Below are 16,261 nucleotides of genomic sequence, written 5' to 3' on the forward strand. Positions count from 1 at the left end.
ACTGGTGTCAGCCGACAACGGCTGGCTGATGCTCGCCCTCCTCGCCCTCGGCGCGCTCTTCCTGGCCGGCTTCTTCCGCTGGGTCCGTGCCAGGGAACGCGCAGGCAAGGAACCGCTGCTCTCCACCAGCCTGTTCCGCATCCGCACCTCCAACCTCGGGCTCGTCACCCAGAACACCCAGTGGCTGCTCCTGATGGGGGTGTCCTTCACGGTGGCCTCCTACCTGCAGGTCGTCCGCGGCTACGACGCGGTCCAGACCGGCGTGATCTTCACCGCGGCCACCCTCGGAATCCTCGTGTCCTCCCTCGCAGCCGAACGCCTCGCCAAGCGCCGCGCACAGCGCACGCTCATCCTCACGGGGTTCGTCACCACGATCGTCGGCATCATTGTTCTGATCATCGTGGTCGGCGGCTCCCCCAGCCCCTGGGCCTTCGCGCCCGGACTGCTCCTCATCGGCCTCGGACTCGGCGTGATGCTCACCCCCTCGGTCAACATCGTCCAGTCGAGCTTCGCCGAGGACCAGCAGGGCGAGATCTCCGGCCTGTCCCGCAGCGTCTCCAACCTCGGCTCCTCCCTCGGTACGGCAGTCGCAGGCACCATCCTCGTCGCCGGCCTCACCAGCCACGCCTACGCCGCTGCGATGATCACCCTGGGAGCCGTCGGACTCATCGGCCTCACCGCCGCCGCACTCCTTCCTCACCACCCGCCACACGCCCCCGCCCCCACCGGCCGACAAGACGCACCCAACCCGGCCGGCGATAAGTGAGCAAGAGGTCGTTCTCCGATGAGGCGGCGCGAATGCGGGTCAGCATCCCTAGCGACCGGTCACGCCTACCTTGGTCCGGGCTCCGGCAACGCTGGCCGGCCGGGCACGCCCTGATGAGGCTGGCCGCTGCCTCCCGCCAACCGGCCGGATGCCCCTGGCGCCCGGCCGCGCAGGCCCGCCGAGGGCTTCTCACTCCTCCTCCCAGATGGCCGGGGCACGGCAGGGGCCGCAGGCTGCCAGGCGGGTCCGGCAGGTCCGGCAGGTCGGGCAGACAGAGCGAATAGCGGACCAGCATGTTGATGTGATGCCGCACGAACGTGCCGTGCCGCAGCGTCGAGGTGAGGGCAGATCGCGCCCGGCGCCCTGTACCGCGCGGGTGGCGATCAGCGTGGCGGGGTCGGCTGCGAGGCCGCACAGTAGCGAGGCGACGGTGAATGCGCCGGTACCCAGCAGGAAGATCCGCCCACGGCCGTAGAGGTCCCCGAGCCGGCCGCCGGTGATCATCCCGAGGGTGAACGTGAGCGCGTAGGCGGCGTGGATCCACTGCGGCCGCACACGGTGTCGGCGCGGCGGGCACGTGGCGCGGTGGCGGCGGCGTTGAGGTGGCGGGGCAGCCGCTGCGCGGTGCCGGAGCCGGCGGTCACTTTCGCGGGCATGCTGGGCATCACCGCGGGGCCGACTCACCAGGCGGGGCGGATCGGCCCCGGTGAAGTAAGGCGGGTGAGGTCGGCGACGAGTTCGCTGAAGCGTGCCTCGCCCAGCGCCTCTCGCCACGGTGCGACGGCAGTTTGGGCCGCCTGGTCGGCGGCGCGAGTGGCGGCCCAGCCGGTCTCGGTCAGCGCCAGCAGCCGCGCGCGGGCGTCGTGGGGGTGCGGGTGCCGCACAACGTATCCCTTGCGGACCAGCTCCTCGACCAGCTGGGCGGCGGCCTGCTTGGTCACCCCCAGGTGCTCGGCCAGTCCGGCCGTGGTGGCGCCGCCCAGGGAAATGCGGGCGAAGGCGAAGCCGTGTGCGGGCCGCAGGTCCTCGAATCCCTGTTGGGACACGCGAGCGTGGATCTCCTGCACCAACTGTCCGGAGAGTGCCAGCACGAGTGCGGAGAAGGCCAGAGCGTCATCCATACCTTGACTATAACTCGTCAAGCTGCTTGTCTTTATAGACAAGTAAGTTGTCTACCAGGAGGCTGGCATGTCCTTCATCCGCAGTGACGAGGCCGTCGTGCACGAGATGCACGGTGTCCGCTTCGTTTCCTACGTCCGTCCGGGCACGGGCAGCCGGGACCTGGCCGCTTGGCGCGGCGAGATCCCGGCCGGCACGGTGGGTCCGGCCCACATGATCAGTCACGAGGAAACGTTCTACGTCCTGTCCGGTCGCCTGCGGCTCACCATCGGCGGCGAGAGCGCCGAACTCGGCGCCGGTGACGCGGCGGTGGCTCCGGCAGGGTCCGAGCTGGCGGTTGCCAATACCACCGACCAGCCCGCGCACATGTGGGTCACTACACGGGCCGGGCTCAGCGCCAAGCTGGCCGACGGCAGCACCATCACGCCGCCCTGGACGCGTTAGACCGACAGAGGGCCGGTGGTCACGCCTTCCGGGTCAGTGCCGCCTCGGTCACCACCGTGCCGTCTGCCGTCTGCCGTATGCCGTCCGCTGCCCGGCAGGTTGACCTGCTGGGCAGTCGGCCGTGAGCGGGATGTGCCGGGTGCCGATATCGGCGGGTCCACGTACGTGTCGCGTGACCGGTCGACCGGTCGACCGATCGACCGATCGACCGATCGACCGATCGACCGATCGACCGACCGACCGCCGGGCGGGGAGCAGGGGGATACATGGAGTGGGTCGGGGGCCGGGGGCCGGGGGCCGGGGGCCGGGGCTGAGGCTGCCGGGTGCCTGGAGGCGGCTTTCACGCCCGGCGCCCGCCTCGGGACGGGGTACGACGATCCGACAACGCCCGTCATCGTGACGCGCATCGAGGAGGTGGCCGAGATGCGCGTGCCCAGCGGCCGTCTCGTTGTCGATGCGCCTTGGGACGACGACGACACCTACAGGTACGCGCGAGGGGTGCCGACGAGGCCCCCGACGGGAACTGGCGGTGCGGATTCCCCCGGGCGTCTACCGGGTGGAGATCGCGTGGACGGCGGGCCCGTACGAGTTCTTCGGTGAGCGGTTCGACGGCGTTGAGTGTGCCGCGACCCGCCCGTGCGTCAGCAACGATCACGTGGCCGGGTGGGAGGTGGGTCTGGGCGTCGACGACGACGTCGACGGGCTTCGGCCGGGCGAGGTACCCCGCTTCGGCGCGGACGCCAATGTTGGCTGCTTCGCCGACGCAGGTGCGTGGACGACTCTGTGCGCGCCCTTTCGCACGCGCGTGGACGGCCGTTGGGAGCCGCGAGACCGAGGGCGTCTGCCGGACGGGTGCGAGCGGATCAGTGACAAGTCGCGACAAGCCGATCTGGTCACGTTCACGGCCCAGTCGGGCGGCGTCGTCTGGCTGGGCCGTACCGCGACCGGCGACGTGGCCACGATCGTCGTCACCATCGGTATGACCGGCGCCAAGGCCTGACACGGCACCCGCACGGGGCTTGGAGCTGGAGTTCGCCGGGCCTCCACACTCCCTTGAAGGCCCAGGCGAGGTGTCCGCCGACGGGCATCCCCGCCCGGTCTGGACGAGTGAGGGACGATGATCTCCTGAGCAGGTTCGTCGTCCCCCCTGCCGGCGTCCGCGCGGGTCCGGAAGAGTGGGGTTCGTCCGCTCCTGGGGACGCAGGGCAGGGGAGAGAGCGGGCGGAATGAGCACAGCTGATGAGTGGGTGTACTGCGGTGACGAGGGCCATTTGGTCCGGCCGGTGCCCGGGCGGTTGTACGTGAGGCTGACGGGCGGACCGCTCGACGGCCAGCTCCTCGACGTCACCAACCTGCCCGACCAGGAGCGGGTGGACGGTGTGCTTCTGGCCACGGATCGGGGCCTGTTCGGGCCCGGCGGGCGTGCGCTCTACAGTCCCGCGGAGCCCGCCGACCGGGAGGGCCCGTTCCTCTGGGACGGCGACACTCCCTGACCGCTCCCAGGTCGCTCTCGGACCACTTCCTTCGCGCTGGCGGGGCTTACCGTCCCCGCGGCCCGCGAGCAGGTCGAGGAGCAGGCCGTTCTGCAACAGGGCCGGCTTTCCCTTTCGGCCGCGGGCGGGCTCGGACACGGTTAAGGTCATGATCAATCCGTGCCGACATGGGTGCGCGGGACAGGACCGGTTCCCAGGCGCTCTGGAACATGACCGGACCGCCTCCGGCCCCGGTGCTCCGACGGAACACCGGGGCCGCGCTGTGTACCCCGCCCTCAGAAGCGTGGCACAGCAGGACCCGCCGAGAATGCTGCGGAGCCGAGGGCTACGGCCTGGAGGTCTGACCCCCGGCCGGATGATCTGCTGGAGCCGGCCGCCGTAGACCGCGGGCAGCCCCACGTGACGCAGGGTGTCGGACACCGTGAGAGCGATGGGCACGAGCCACGTCGCCACGTCTCTGGTCGACCTCGACGCCGCCGAGGATGTGGCGCGGACGCTCGGCCGACTGGTGAGGGTGCGGCCGGTGCCTTCGTATCTACGTATCCCCGTATCATCCGGCAGCGGGAACGGCCGGCCGAGAGGAAGCACCTTCATGTCCTGGAGCGAGGTGTCGGGCGGGCAGCTCGCCGAGCTCGCCGCGTTCGCACTGGAGTACGCGGGTGACGCGCCGGTGGCGGGCGCGGGCGCCGGTGCTGGTACGGGCGCAGGAGCCGGCGTCCGAGACGTGTTCCTGTTTGCCGACGACATCGCGGACCGGTACCTGTACACCTTCGCGGACCTGGCCGAGGCCCGCGAGCACCTGGCCGACCCGACCCACGGCTACCTCCGGTGCGCGCTGGCCTGGCGACCCGGCCCGGACGTGCTCGCCGTTCAGGCCCAGGAGATCGGGAGCAGTACGTCCTTCACGCTGACCCGGCGCCGCTTACCGGAAGGGCCGGCCGGCGAGGTCGTACGCACCGAGGGGACGCGAGCGGTGCTGCCGCCCTCGGGAACGGCGGCGAAGACGAAGGCGGACCCGGAGCCTGAGCCGGGCGATCCGGCGGATCCGACGGAGTCGGCGGACCTGGCGGAGCTGGAAGGCGCGCTCGAGCGGGCCGTCGACTCCGGGGAGGGGCTGGTGAAGGCGGAGGACCGGCTGCGGAGGTGGGCCGGCCCGGGGGGCGAGGAGGGCTGGGAGGCTGCCGAGAGGTGGTTGCGCAGCCGCTTTCCGATCGAGGACGCGTACGAGGGCGGGTACGAGGACGCGTACGACCCGGCGGACGACGCGTCTCCGGAAGGCGCCTCGGAAAGCTCCCTGGGCGGGGTCCGCACGCCTGGGCGGTACGTGATCACCTTCCGCGAGGGCGACGCCCCGACACCGACCGGCCCGGTCGCGGCCCTCGCCGCATGGGACCGGGTCGCCCGGGAGGCCCGCGAGGTGCTGGGGCTGTCGGCGGGCGCGCCGGACGAGACAGCCGTGGCCCATCCGGTCACGGGCGTCCGCCTGGCCCTGGACCGGACGTCGGGCCGGTACGAGGTGTCCCTACCCCTTACGGGTGACACCGTGCCGCCGACAGTGGCGCTGGAGCAGCTCTGCCAACTGGCGCTGAGCGTCCAGTTGGAGACCGGCCTGCGCGCCGTCGACCCGCAGGCCGGCCTGTACGTCGACCAGCTCGGCGGGGCGAAGTGGGCACGCCGGTTGAGCCTGTTCGCCCGAGCCGTCCGTTCGTTCCGCCCGGGCCCCTCGTGATGGTGACCGGGCGGTTCGGGGCCGGACGCTGACCCCAGGCGCATCCCCGTGGCCGCCCCCGTCCAGTCGGCGGGCACCCAATGGAAGTCAATCCGAGGAGTTCGGCATGGGTGTTTTCGTGGTGCGAACAGGGCTGTCCGTGTAGCGTCAGCGTCAGCTGTCATGGTTCCGAAGTACCGGTCACCCGTGAGCGCAAGTTTCACGGGTGATTTTGCTGTTCAGCGTCTCTGAGGACCAGGGCGATCACCTCCGGCTCCCGCACGGTGCGGGACCGGTTTCTAGTCCCTTGGAGGACACATGGCCAGCGGAACCGTCAAGTGGTTCAATTCGGAAAAGGGCTTCGGCTTCATCGAGCAGGACGGCGGCGGCCCGGACGTCTTCGCCCACTACTCGAACATCGCCAGCTCCGGCTTCCGTGAGCTCCAGGAAGGCCAGAAGGTGAACTTCGACGTCACCCAGGGCCAGAAGGGCCCCCAGGCGGAGAACATCACCCCCGCCTGAGCTTTCCCCGCTCATGACGGGCGCCGCGGTCTCAGCGGCGTTGCCGTATGAAAGCCCGGCCGGCGCGGTTTGCCGGCCGGGCTCCGGCATGTGCGGCTCGGGCTCCGGCTCGCGGGAGAGGGGAGGCCGAAGCGGGCTTTCCTCGCCTTTGCGACACTGGTCGGGTGACGGACAGCGAACGGCAGACGGGCCGCCGCCTGGAGCGGGCGATCCTGGAACTGCTGGAGCGGCGTGGCCCGACCGCGACGATCTGCCCCTCCGACGCCGCCCGGGCCGTGTACGACGGGGACGGCGACGGCTGGCGCGCGCTCATGGAACCGGCCCGGCAGGCGGCCCGGCGGCTGGTCGCGACCGGCGAAGTGGAGATCACTCAGGCAGGCCGCCCCGTCGAGCCGGCGGGGGCACGCGGTCCGATCCGCATCCGCCGCGCCCCCTGACACGACCCGCCCGGACCTGACGCGCGATCGTCCGGCGGGATCGGGCCGGAGCTGTGGTCGGGTGCCCCCGGGATCCGCGGTGGGAGGGTTGACCGGGGCCGAGGCTGGGCAGCCGCTGGCCGTGAGCTCGAAACCCAGGCCGGCCACGACCCCCGACGGGCACCACGTCGTCATCGACGGCCGCCGGTGGCGTGCCACCGATCCGGCCCTGGACGAAGACGCCGGAGCACGGCTGCGCGTCCACTTGATGGCGGCACGGCGCGCGGTCGGCGCAGCCCGCCGCGCCGACGACCCGCAGGCCGAACGCGCCGCCCGGGACCGGGTGCAGACGGCGAAGGTGGCGCTCGGGGAACGTGGCGTCCCCTGGTGGGAGCAGAGCGCGGAGGAGCGGCGCGCCCGCTGGACGGAGGGACTGGCCGCGCTCGACGCATGACCCGGCGCATGACCCGGCGCATGACCCGGCGCGCGACCCGGCGCGCAAGGGGACCGTGCGGGCGTACGAAGCCTCGTGCGGGGCCCGCACGGCACCCCGGACGTCTGGGCGGATACCGGCGAGGCCGTCCCCGTACGTCTGGCCGGTATCCGACCGTGACGCGGGCTTCCAGCACGGCTCAGGCGCCCCTCACCGGCAGCCCCACAGGGTGACGGCCCTTGAACGCCTCCGGGGTCGCGTCGCGTCCGGTCACCCTGCGCACCTGCCGTCAGGGAGGACAGGCGGGCGGGGAGGACCGGCGGTCACGAGGTCCGGCCGTCCGGCCGTCTCCGCGGTTCCGCCGTGCCCGGCACGGCGTACGTGTTCCAGCCTCGGGCCCTCGCCCCGGTCGCGCACCTTCGGGCCGGCGTCGCGGTACGGGCGTTCGAGCCGGACGGGACGGCCGCGTCGGCCCTGGTGGGCACGGGCCGGGTTGCTTGGATGTGGCCATGAGTCCAGTGCACTGGTTGTTCGGCGACCAGCTCGGCCCGCACTTCACCGCCACCGCCGCCGGCGGGAGGCCGCGGAACACCCAATGGCTGCTCATCGAGTCCCGGGCCGTCTTCCGCCGCCGCCGGTTCCACCGGGCCAAGGCCCATCTGGTCCTCAGCGCCATGCGCCACCGGGCCGCCGACCTCGGCCACAGCGCGCGGTACGTCGAGGCGGAGACCTACCGGGAAGGCCTGGCGCGCGCCGTGGGTGACGCACCCGTCTCCGTGCACCACCCCACCTCCCGCGCGGCCCTCGCGCTGGTGGACTCGCTGCCGCAGGTCACGGTCCACCCGGCCCGCGGGTTCCTGGTCGGCCACCGGGAGTTCGCCGACTGGGCCGCACGGCAGAAGGGCCGGCGGCTGCTCCAGGAGAACCTCTACGAGCACACCCGGCGCACCCACGACATCCTGATGGAAGGGGACCGGCCGGCCGGCGGCCGCTGGAACCTCGACCACGACAATCGCGAGCCCCCGCCCCGCGGCCGGGCCACCCTGGGCGCGCCGGGGCCGTACCGGCCCCGGGAGGACGAGATCGACGAGGGCGTCCGGCGGGACCTGGACCGCTGGGAACGCGAGGAGGGCATCACCTTCGTGGGCCGCGACGGCCCGCGCCTGTTCCCCGCGAGCCGCCGCGAGGCGCTGGCCGCGCTCGACCACTTCGTCACGCACCGTCTCGCCGGCTTCGGCGCGCACGAGGACGCCATGCTGGCCGCCGACCCCGTGATGAGCCACAGCCTGCTGTCCTCCTCCCTCAACCTCGGGCTCCTCGATCCGTGGGAGTGCGTGAGCCGGGCCGAAGGCGCCTGGCGGGCCGGGCTCGTTCCGCTCAACAGCGCCGAGGGGTTCGTCCGGCAGGTCTGCGGCTGGCGCGAGTACGTGTGGAACCTGTACTGGCACCTCGGCGAGGAGTACCGGCACCGGAACGACCTGCACCACACGGCGCCCCTGCCCGCGTGGTTCGCGGAGCTGGACGCGGACGCGCCCGGGGCCCGCTGCCTGTCCACCGTGCTGGCGCAGGTCCGGGACACGGGGTGGACGCACCACATCCCCCGGCTGATGGTCCTCGGCAGCCGGGCGCTGCAGCAGGGCTGGGAACCGGCGCAGGTGACGGACTGGTTCCACCGCTGCTTCGTCGACGGCTACGACTGGGTGATGCTGCCGAACGTGGTGGGCATGTCGCAGTACGCGGACGGCGGGCTGATGACCACCAAGCCCTACACCTCCGGCGGCGCCTACATCCACCGGATGAGCGACCTGTGCGGGGGCTGCCGGTACCGGCCCGGTGACCGTACGGGGGAGCGGGCCTGTCCGTACACCGTCGGCTACTGGTCCTTCCTGGACCGGCACCGCGCACGGCTGGAGGGGAACCCGCGCATGGCCCAGGCCGTACGGGGGCTGGACCGGCTGGCGGACGTGGCGCAGGTCGTCCGGGCCCACCGCGACGCGGGCGACGGCCCGCCCTGAGGCATCCGCGGGCGCGCCCCGCCGGTGCGGCATCGGGCCACCTACAGTGGAAGACCAGCCGGGGCGAGTACGGACCGGGCTCCCCGTCCCCCGGGCTCCGGTCCCCCGGGGCTCCCCATCCCGGGCTCCCCATCCACAGCCCCCCAGCCCGGCCCCCTCGCGGGGCCGACCGCGACAGATCCGCAGGAGACGCACATGGGCGCCGCCCCGCCGCACGCCACGGGCCCGGACGGGCACGCGGACGCCCTGTTCGGCCTGGAGGACATCGACACCGGGCGGGAGAGCCGCCGCCCGGCGGACGCCGGCCCGCTGTTCCGCGACTCCCCGGCCGCGCGCCGCCTGCTGTCCGTACGGGCCATTCACGCCGAGCCCGCGGCCGCCGCATCGCCGCGCGGGCGGCAGGTCCTCGCCCGCTTCCCCGGGGCCGAGGTCGTCCCCGTGGACTCGCACTGGCGCATCCCGGACCTCCACGGCAACGAGGGGAACGTCGACCGCTGGGTCCGCATCAAGAGCGAGGTCCTGGTCCTGGGGGAGCGGAAGACGCTGACCACCCGCCCCAACGGACGCTCCGCGGACTGGATCGCCCCCGGGCACGCCAACGGCTGTGCCATGGCCTGCGCCTACTGCTACGTCCCGCGCCGCAAGGGTTTCGCCAACCCGATCACCGTGTTCACCAACATCGAGCGCATCACCGCCCACCTCTCCCGTCACGTCGCGCGCCTCGGCCCCAAGCCGGAGGCGAACCAGTGCGACCCGACCGCATGGGTCTACGACATCGGGGAGAACAGCGACTGCTCGGTGGACGCCCTGATCAGCGAGAACGTCGGGGATCTGATCCGCGCCTTCGCCCGCTGGCCGACCGCCAAGGCCTCCTTCGCCACCAAGTTCGTCAACCCGGACCTGCTGCTCTGCGACCCGCGCGGCCGCACCCGCGTACGGTTCTCCGTCATGCCGCAGGAGGACTCCAAGCTGCTGGACATCCGCACGAGCCCGGTGGCGAGCCGGATCGCCGCCGCCGGGGACTTCCTCGAAGCGGGGTACGAGGTCCACTTCAACCTCTCGCCCGTGGTCATCAGGCCCGGCTGGGAGCGGGACTGGGCCCTCCTGCTGACCCGCATGGACGACGTCCTGCCCCGCGCGGTGAAGGAGCAGGCGGCAGCGGAGGTGATCATGCTGACGCACAACGAGGACCTCCACGAGCTCAACCTCGGCTGGCACCCGCGCGCCGAGGACGCCCTGTGGCAGCCCGGTCTCCAGCAGCCCAAACGCTCCGAGAACGGCAGCGCGAACGTCCGCTACCGCGACGGCGTGAAGGCCGGGGCGGTCGAGACGGTGCGCACGCTCGTCGCCACCCACGCGCCGTGGCTGCGCATCCGCTACGCCTTCTGAAGGCAACTCCCGCAAGCCCCGCCCCTGCCGGCCGGGCGCCGGGCGCCGCCCGCGCGCCCGTGCCGCTCACTGTGATGGTCAGGGGGCGAACAGCTTGTCCTGCTCCGCTCGGAGGGCGTCGATCAGCCGGTTCGGTGGCAGGGTCACGTCCGCGTAGGTGAGCACGGCGTCCCGCGGCACGGCGCGGCGCAGGACGCAGCCCTCGGCGACGCCCATCGGCAGCAGGTCCTGCGTACGGGCCGTCCCGTGGGCCTCGGCCACGCCGTAGGTGTCGTAGCCGCCGATGCCGTCCACCGTCGCTCCGGCCGACAGGTCGCGCTTGGCGGTGGCGACCACGTCGACCCGCGGTCCGGCGGTCGGCGTCAGGGCCGGATCGGCGAAGTCGACGGCGCGCGCGATCGAGTGGGGCACCTCGAAGTGGCACAGGTGGTAGGGGGCGTAGAAGCTGTACAGCGGACCCTTGCCGAGCTTGTACAGCTCCAGGTAGTGCCGCTGCCTCGGGTCGTCGTGGGTGCCCAGCACGTACACGCCGGGACCGGGTTTCGCGCCGACCACGTAGTCCACGACGCCACCGAGCTCGCGCAGACGGTCCGGGTCGTAGTGCGCGGTCAGCTCGTCCACGTGGCCGGTGTGCGTGCGCCCGTACATCCCGCGCCGGCCGACCGTGAAGCCGAAGGCGTTCGCGACGACGGCCTGTTCGAAGGAGACCTTCGTCCCGTCGGCGAAGCTGGTGACCATGTGTACGTTCTGGCCCCAGCGTTCGGCGAAGTGCCGCTGCGTCGTCGGCGTACGGTACTCGTCCTGGAGGCCCTTGACGTTGCCCGCCACCAGGGGTGTCACTCCGAGGCCCCGGACGAAGCGCAGCAGGTTGCCCTGGACCGCGGGCTGGTCGCCGTCGGCGGCGGTCAGCACGACCCCGGCCTCGCGCGCCCGGTGGGCGAGCAACGGGCCTACCGTACCGTCGAGTTCGGCGTTCATGGTCACCACGGGCAGCCCGCGCCCGATGGCCGCCGTGGTGACCCGCGCGCCGAACTCCACCGCGCCCGTGGCATCGACCAGGCAGTCGATGCCCTCGGCGGCGAGCAGGGCGAACGCGTCCTCGGTCACCACCGTGCGCCCGGCGGAGACCTCCGCCTCGATGCGCCCCGTCGTCTCCGCGCGTACGGGCCGGATACCGGCCTCGGCGCAGGCGCGTTCGGCGCTGGCGAGGGTCCGGTTGGCGACCGCGGCCAAGCGCATCCCGGGTACCGAGCGGACGATGTGGCGGGCGAGCCCGCGCCCCATGAAACCGGCGCCGACCAAGGCGACGCGGATCGGACGGTCCTGTTCCTCGCGCCGGCGCAACGCGGTGTCGACGATGATCATCGCGAGCTCAGCGGGGCGCCGTCGGCGTGCGGCAGCCGCGCCGTGCCGGTCAGCAGCGGCCAGCTCGCGTCCTTGGCCGAGACCAGTTCCACCGCTGCCGGCCACTGCACCCCGAGCACCGGATCGTCCCAGCGCAGTCCGCGTTCGGCGCGCGCGGTGTAGGCGGCGGACACCTGGTAGAAGGTCTCGGCGTCGTCGGTCAGCGTCAGGTAGGCGTGCCCGAAGTTCCGGGGTACGTGCATGGCCAGCCGGTTCTCCGCGGTGAGAGCCGCTCCGAAGTGAGCGAGGTAGGTGGGGGAGTCGGGCCGCAGGTCGACGATGACGTCGTAGACGGCCCCGCGGGTGCAGCGGATGGTCTTGGCCTCCGCGTTCGGCGCCAGCTGGTAGTGGAATCCCCGCAGGGTGCCCTTGCGGTGGTTGAAGGACAGATTGCACTGCTCGACCACCGGTTCGAGCCCGGCCGCCTCGAATTCCCCGCGGCAGAACGAGCGGGCGAAGAAACCCCGCTCGTCCTCGGCAGCCTCCAGCTCGATGAGCGCGGCACCTTCCAGCGGGGTTTCGTGAACCAGCATGGCGATTCCCTGAGGTGAGTCGTGTCGGCACGGGAAAGCGAGGCTACGACCGCGGGTCGAATTCGGGCAACAACCCGTTCGACCTGCCGCGCTACTTCCACGCCTTCTTCCGCGCTGCCTTCCGTGTGACCTTCCGGGTGTCCTGCCGCGCGACGGGTCCGCCGGCTGTTTGCCGGACGGCCTTTCGACTGCTTATCGTCCGCACTTGAACACGGTGAGCCTGTTCATAGCGGGAGTTGACGCCGAACCGGACCCGCTCGCTATCCTCGCGCAATGCGTCCGCTGCCCGTCGCAGAGCCAGGAAATCCGGATATCCGGTCCGCCACCCGCTATTTGCTGTGGCTCGCGGGCCGTACCGCCCGCCCGCTGACCGCCGCCTCCTTCTGCGGGCTGCTCTGGCTCGGATCCCAGGCGCTGATGCCGGTCGTCATCCGCGAGGCCATCGACGAGGGCCTCGTGCCCGGCGACATGGACGCGGTGCTGTACTGGTCGGCCGTGCTCCTCGGCCTCGGTGTGGTGCAGGCCCTCTCGGGGACCGTGCGCAGGCGGCTCAACCTGTACAACGCGCTGTCGGCCGGCTTCCGCACCGTCCAGCTCGTCGTCGGGCACGCCAACCGGCTCGGCGCATCCCTCGAACGACGGGTGGACGGCGGTGAGATGGTCAGCATCGGCACCTCGGACATGAACTCGATCGGCAACGCCTTCGACATCGTCGGGCGGACGGTCGGCGCGGTGTTCGCGGTGGCCCTTGTGGCCGTGGTGCTGCTCGACCAGTCCGCCTCGCTGGCCCTGATGCTGCTCGTGGCCCTGCCCGCCATCATCCTCCTGATGGGCTACACCCTGCGCCCGCTGCATCGCCGCCAGGGCGCCTACCGCGAACTCCAGGGCGAGCTGACGTCGCGGCTCACCGACGTGGTCGCCGGGCTGCGCGTCCTGCGGGGCGTAGGCGGCGAGACCTCTTTCGCGCGGTCCTACCGCGAGCGGTCCCAGCGGGTACGGGACGCCGGATCGCGGGTCGCAGGGGCGGAGGCCCTGATCCGGGCCGCCCAGGTGCTGCTGCCCGGGCTGCTGGTCGCCACCGTCACCTGGATCGGCGCGCGGGCGGCCCTCTCGGGCTCGGTCACCCCCGGCGAGCTGGTGGCCTTTTACGCCTACGCCGCGTTCCTCGTGGAACCGCTGGGCATCTTCACCGAGACCGCCGACCGGTTCGCCCGCGCCCACGTGGCCGCGCGGCGCGTGGTGGCCGTACTGGCCCTACGGCCGGAGACGCGGCCGGAGACGCGGCCGGCACCGGCACCGGTGCCGGTGCCTGAGGGTTCCGCGCGTCCGGCGTCGGTGGCCACGGTGGGCACAGGCCACGCGTCCGTGGCCCCCATGGCCCCCGTTGGCGCGCACCCCGCGCCCGTGCCGCCCGCGCCCGTGGCCCCACCCCCCGGGCCCCCGGCCGGCGCACGTCCCGGCGACGAGTCCGCCGGACCGGACCGGGCCCGCCGTGCGCCGGTCCTGGTGGACGAGCGCTCCGGCCTGACGGCGCCCGCCGGAGTGCTCCTCGCCGTGGTCGCACCCCCGGCGGAGGGCGTACGCCTCGCCGACCGCCTCGGCGGCTACACCGACGCCCCCGTCACCTACGACGGGCTGCCGCTCGCGGGGCTGCCGACGCGGGAGGTCCGGCGCCGGATCCTGGTCGTCGACAACCGCTCCCGGCTGTTCCGGGGGCCGCTGCGCGACGCGCTGGACCCGCACCACCGCGCCGACGGGGCCGCCATCGCCGCCGCCCTGCGCGCGGCGGCGGCCGAGGACGTGGTCGAGGCGCTCCCGGACGGCCTGGACACCGAGATCACCGGCGACGGGCGCCGGTTCTCCGGCGGCCAGCGGCAGCGCCTCGTACTGGCCCGGGCCCTGCTCGCCGACCCGGACGTGCTGGTCGTGGTGGACCCCACCTCGGCGGTGGACGCGCACACCGAGGACCGGATAGGGCGGCGCCTTCGGGCCGCGCGCGCCGGGCGGACCACCGTGCTGATCAGCTCCAGCCCGCTGCTGCTCGACCGGGCGGACCAGGTGGCCTTCCTGCCGCGCGGCCGCTTGAGCGCGTCGGGCTCCCACCGCGAACTGCTGGCCGGCGACGAGGAGTACCGCCTGGTCATCGAGCGCGAGACCGGCGGGGGCGCACCCGCGGACCCGAGCCCCGACCCCTTCGCAGCCCCGCCTACGGGCCCACCGCCCGCCCCCCTGGCCTCCCCCCGGAGCACCGAATGAGCAGGGCCCCGCTGCCCGTCGCCGGGACGGCGGAGGTACGCGCCCACGCCCGCGCGCTGGCCCGCCGCCACCGCGTGGACCTCGCCTGGATGCTCGCGCTGCACGGCCTGGCCGCGATCTGCGGACTGCTCGGGCCATGGCTCATCGGCCGGCTCATCGACGAGGTGGTCCGCGGCACCACCGCCGACGCGGTCGGCCGCCTCGGCCTCGCCCTGCTGCTGTCGCTCGTCGCGCAGGCCGTGCTGACGTACTGGGCGGTCCAGCGCTCCTGCCGGTTCGGGGAGAAGGTCACCGCCGAGGTCCGGGAGGACTTCGTCGACCGCGTCGTCGTCCTGCCGCTGTCCACGGTGGAGGACGCCGAGCCCGGCGACCTCATCACCAGGGCCTCGCGCGACACCGACGCCCTGACCAACACGGTGCGCTACGCCGTTCCCGAAACCCTGATCGCGGTGATGACCTGCCTGTTCACCTTCGGCGCGCTGATCCTCGTCGATCCGCTCACCGCGCTGCCGAGCCTGGTCGTCATCCCGCTGCTGTGGACCGGCACCCGCTGGTACCTGCGCCGCTCGGGCGACAGCTACCGCAGGCGCGGCGCCAGTTACGTCGCACTCGGCGACGACCTCGCCGAGACGGTGCCGGGCGCGCGCACAGCCGAGGCGCTGGGCCTGCAGTCGGCGCGGCGACGGGTGCTGGACGGCGCCCTCGGCGAGGCGTACGAGGCCGAGCGGCACACGATGTGGCTGCGCAGCTCCTGGTACCTGCTGGTGGAGTTCAGCTACGTCGTGCCCGTGGTCGCCACGCTGGCCGTCGGCGGCCTGCTGCACACGGGCGGCCTGGCCACCCTCGGCGAGGTGGTCACGGCCACCCTGTACGTCCGGCAGCTGATCTTCCCGCTGGACGACGTGCTGAGCTGGATGGACGAGCTCCAGATCGGCTCCGCCTCCCTCGCGCGGGTCCTGGGCGTGAGCAAGCTGCCCGCCGACCGGCGGCCCACCGGCGCGCGGCCCGGCGGCAAGGAACTCGTCGCGCGCTCCCTCTCGTACTCCTACCTGCCCGGGCGGGACATCCTGCGCGGAGTCGACCTCCGCCTCGCCCCGGGCGAACGCCTCGCCATCGTGGGCCCGTCCGGCTCGGGGAAGTCCACGCTGGGCAAGCTGCTCGCCGGCATCTACGAGCCGGGGAGCGGAGCGGTGGAACTGGGCGGGGTGCCCCTGCTGGACCTGAGCACCGAGGAGCTGCGCGGCAGGATCGCCCTGGTGACCCAGGAGCACCACATCTTCCAGGGCACCCTGCGGGAGAACCTGACGCTCGCCCGTCCGGCCCCCGAGGAGGAGATCGGACGCGCGCTGAAGACCGTCGGCGCCGAGCAGTGGGCGGCGGACCTGCCGCGAGGTCTGGACACCCGCGTGGGCTCCGCCGGGTACGAACTCACCGCCGCGCAGGCCCAGCAGGTGGCGTTGGCCCGGCTGGTGCTGACCGACCCGCACACCCTCGTGCTCGACGAGGCCACGGCGCTGCTCGATCCGGCGACGGCCCGGCACGCCGAACGGGCGCTTGCGGCGCTGCTGAGCGACCGCAGCGTCATCGCCATCGCGCACCGGCTGCACACGGCCCAGGACGCCGACCGCATCGCGGTGGTCGAGGACGGCCGGGTCAGCGAACTCGGCAGCCACCACGAGCTGCTGGCGGCCGACGGCGCCTACGCCGCCTTGTGGCGTGCCTGGCACGGCAATTGAGATCGTTGCCGGAAACGAGGTCTCGGT

At 72.9% G+C, this 16,261-nt stretch carries 16 protein-coding genes; 12 read left to right on the forward strand and 4 right to left on the reverse strand.

From position 1 onward, the window contains the following. Nucleotides 1-4: 4 nt before the first annotated feature. Nucleotides 5-766: an MFS transporter gene (locus OTB16_RS13690; RefSeq protein WP_324290819.1), complete on the forward strand. Its 762-nt coding sequence runs from the start codon at nucleotides 5-7 to the stop codon at nucleotides 764-766. Nucleotides 767-955: 189 nt separating this feature from the next. Here OTB16_RS13690 and OTB16_RS39560 read toward each other — a convergent pair whose 3' ends face one another. Beyond that, nucleotides 956-1,540, reverse strand: coding sequence for an MFS transporter (locus tag OTB16_RS39560; RefSeq protein WP_420717688.1), 585 nt, complete (start codon nucleotides 1,538-1,540; stop codon nucleotides 956-958). Beyond that, a complete protein-coding gene (locus OTB16_RS13700; protein WP_267720410.1) occupies nucleotides 1,447-1,887 on the reverse strand; it encodes a MarR family winged helix-turn-helix transcriptional regulator in 441 nt (146 codons plus the stop codon). Before OTB16_RS13700 ends, OTB16_RS39560 begins: the two co-directional genes overlap by 94 nt. A gap of 67 nt (nucleotides 1,888-1,954) precedes the next feature. Between OTB16_RS13700 and OTB16_RS13705 the strand changes: the two genes are divergently transcribed. The 9 genes from OTB16_RS13705 (at nucleotide 1,955) to OTB16_RS13745 (ending at nucleotide 10,305) form a co-directional block, all read left to right on the forward strand. Further along, nucleotides 1,955-2,329 carry a cupin domain-containing protein gene (locus OTB16_RS13705; protein ID WP_267720411.1) on the forward strand — a complete coding sequence of 125 codons (375 nt, stop codon included), beginning with the start codon at nucleotides 1,955-1,957 and terminating at the stop codon, nucleotides 2,327-2,329. Nucleotides 2,330-2,783: 454 nt separating this feature from the next. Continuing rightward, nucleotides 2,784-3,329 carry a DUF4241 domain-containing protein gene (locus OTB16_RS13710; RefSeq protein ID WP_267720412.1) on the forward strand — a complete coding sequence of 182 codons (546 nt, stop codon included), beginning with the start codon at nucleotides 2,784-2,786 and terminating at the stop codon, nucleotides 3,327-3,329. A 226-nt stretch (nucleotides 3,330-3,555) separates the two neighbouring features. Further along, nucleotides 3,556-3,822: a hypothetical protein gene (locus OTB16_RS13715; protein WP_267720413.1), complete on the forward strand. Its 267-nt coding sequence runs from the start codon at nucleotides 3,556-3,558 to the stop codon at nucleotides 3,820-3,822. Nucleotides 3,823-4,252: 430 nt separating this feature from the next. Further along, nucleotides 4,253-5,551 (forward strand): hypothetical protein, encoded by a 1,299-nt coding sequence (locus tag OTB16_RS13720; protein WP_267720414.1) that lies wholly within the window; start codon nucleotides 4,253-4,255, stop codon nucleotides 5,549-5,551. A gap of 297 nt (nucleotides 5,552-5,848) precedes the next feature. Then, nucleotides 5,849-6,052 carry a cold-shock protein gene (locus tag OTB16_RS13725; RefSeq protein ID WP_010982331.1) on the forward strand — a complete coding sequence of 68 codons (204 nt, stop codon included), beginning with the start codon at nucleotides 5,849-5,851 and terminating at the stop codon, nucleotides 6,050-6,052. Nucleotides 6,053-6,216: 164 nt separating this feature from the next. After that, nucleotides 6,217-6,489, forward strand: a complete 273-nt coding sequence (locus OTB16_RS13730) for a DUF3253 domain-containing protein (RefSeq protein WP_267720415.1) — start codon at nucleotides 6,217-6,219, stop codon at nucleotides 6,487-6,489. Between the two features lie 121 nt (nucleotides 6,490-6,610). Beyond that, nucleotides 6,611-6,922 (forward strand): hypothetical protein, encoded by a 312-nt coding sequence (locus OTB16_RS13735; RefSeq protein WP_267720416.1) that lies wholly within the window; start codon nucleotides 6,611-6,613, stop codon nucleotides 6,920-6,922. Between the two features lie 488 nt (nucleotides 6,923-7,410). Continuing rightward, complete coding sequence (locus OTB16_RS13740) at nucleotides 7,411-8,916, forward strand: cryptochrome/photolyase family protein (protein ID WP_267720417.1); 1,506 nt, start codon at nucleotides 7,411-7,413, stop codon at nucleotides 8,914-8,916. Nucleotides 8,917-9,111: 195 nt separating this feature from the next. After that, nucleotides 9,112-10,305, forward strand: coding sequence for a spore photoproduct lyase family protein (locus OTB16_RS13745; RefSeq protein WP_267720418.1), 1,194 nt, complete (start codon nucleotides 9,112-9,114; stop codon nucleotides 10,303-10,305). 78 nt (nucleotides 10,306-10,383) lie between these two features. Here OTB16_RS13745 and OTB16_RS13750 read toward each other — a convergent pair whose 3' ends face one another. Continuing rightward, a complete protein-coding gene (locus OTB16_RS13750) occupies nucleotides 10,384-11,670 on the reverse strand; it encodes an NAD(P)H-dependent oxidoreductase (RefSeq protein ID WP_267720419.1) in 1,287 nt (428 codons plus the stop codon). After that, the gene (locus OTB16_RS13755) at nucleotides 11,667-12,242 is read right to left on the reverse strand and encodes a dTDP-4-dehydrorhamnose 3,5-epimerase family protein (protein ID WP_267720420.1); all 576 of its coding nucleotides are present in this window, start codon (nucleotides 12,240-12,242) and stop codon (nucleotides 11,667-11,669) included. Before OTB16_RS13755 ends, OTB16_RS13750 begins: the two co-directional genes overlap by 4 nt. A gap of 273 nt (nucleotides 12,243-12,515) precedes the next feature. Between OTB16_RS13755 and OTB16_RS13760 the strand changes: the two genes are divergently transcribed. Together OTB16_RS13760 and OTB16_RS13765 are read left to right on the forward strand one after the other, a co-directional pair. Beyond that, nucleotides 12,516-14,498, forward strand: coding sequence for an ABC transporter transmembrane domain-containing protein (locus OTB16_RS13760; protein ID WP_267720421.1), 1,983 nt, complete (start codon nucleotides 12,516-12,518; stop codon nucleotides 14,496-14,498). Further along, a complete protein-coding gene (locus tag OTB16_RS13765; RefSeq protein ID WP_267720422.1) occupies nucleotides 14,495-16,234 on the forward strand; it encodes an ABC transporter ATP-binding protein in 1,740 nt (579 codons plus the stop codon). The genes OTB16_RS13760 and OTB16_RS13765 overlap by 4 nt, the downstream gene beginning before the upstream one ends. Nucleotides 16,235-16,261: the final 27 nt, after the last annotated feature.

This window comes from Streptomyces antarcticus, assembly GCF_026627255.1.
Classification (GTDB): Bacteria; Actinomycetota; Actinomycetes; order Streptomycetales; family Streptomycetaceae; genus Streptomyces; species Streptomyces antarcticus.

What these genes read in the sequence shown, in the direction of transcription:
- OTB16_RS13715 (WP_267720413.1), top strand. Translation starts at nt 3,556, where the DNA reads ATGAGCACAGCTGATGAGTGGGTGTACTGCGGTGACGAGGGCCATTTG.
- OTB16_RS13750 (WP_267720419.1), bottom strand. Translation starts at nt 11,670, where the DNA reads ATGATCATCGTCGACACCGCGTTGCGCCGGCGCGAGGAACAGGACCGT.
- OTB16_RS13760 (WP_267720421.1), top strand. Translation starts at nt 12,516, where the DNA reads ATGCGTCCGCTGCCCGTCGCAGAGCCAGGAAATCCGGATATCCGGTCC.
- OTB16_RS13720 (WP_267720414.1), top strand. Translation starts at nt 4,253, where the DNA reads ATGGGCACGAGCCACGTCGCCACGTCTCTGGTCGACCTCGACGCCGCC.
- OTB16_RS13700 (WP_267720410.1), bottom strand. Translation starts at nt 1,887, where the DNA reads ATGGATGACGCTCTGGCCTTCTCCGCACTCGTGCTGGCACTCTCCGGA.
- OTB16_RS13740 (WP_267720417.1), top strand. Translation starts at nt 7,411, where the DNA reads ATGAGTCCAGTGCACTGGTTGTTCGGCGACCAGCTCGGCCCGCACTTC.
- OTB16_RS13755 (WP_267720420.1), bottom strand. Translation starts at nt 12,242, where the DNA reads ATGCTGGTTCACGAAACCCCGCTGGAAGGTGCCGCGCTCATCGAGCTG.
- OTB16_RS13710 (WP_267720412.1), top strand. Translation starts at nt 2,784, where the DNA reads ATGCGCCTTGGGACGACGACGACACCTACAGGTACGCGCGAGGGGTGC.
- OTB16_RS13725 (WP_010982331.1), top strand. Translation starts at nt 5,849, where the DNA reads ATGGCCAGCGGAACCGTCAAGTGGTTCAATTCGGAAAAGGGCTTCGGC.
- OTB16_RS13705 (WP_267720411.1), top strand. Translation starts at nt 1,955, where the DNA reads ATGTCCTTCATCCGCAGTGACGAGGCCGTCGTGCACGAGATGCACGGT.
- OTB16_RS13765 (WP_267720422.1), top strand. Translation starts at nt 14,495, where the DNA reads ATGAGCAGGGCCCCGCTGCCCGTCGCCGGGACGGCGGAGGTACGCGCC.
- OTB16_RS13745 (WP_267720418.1), top strand. Translation starts at nt 9,112, where the DNA reads ATGGGCGCCGCCCCGCCGCACGCCACGGGCCCGGACGGGCACGCGGAC.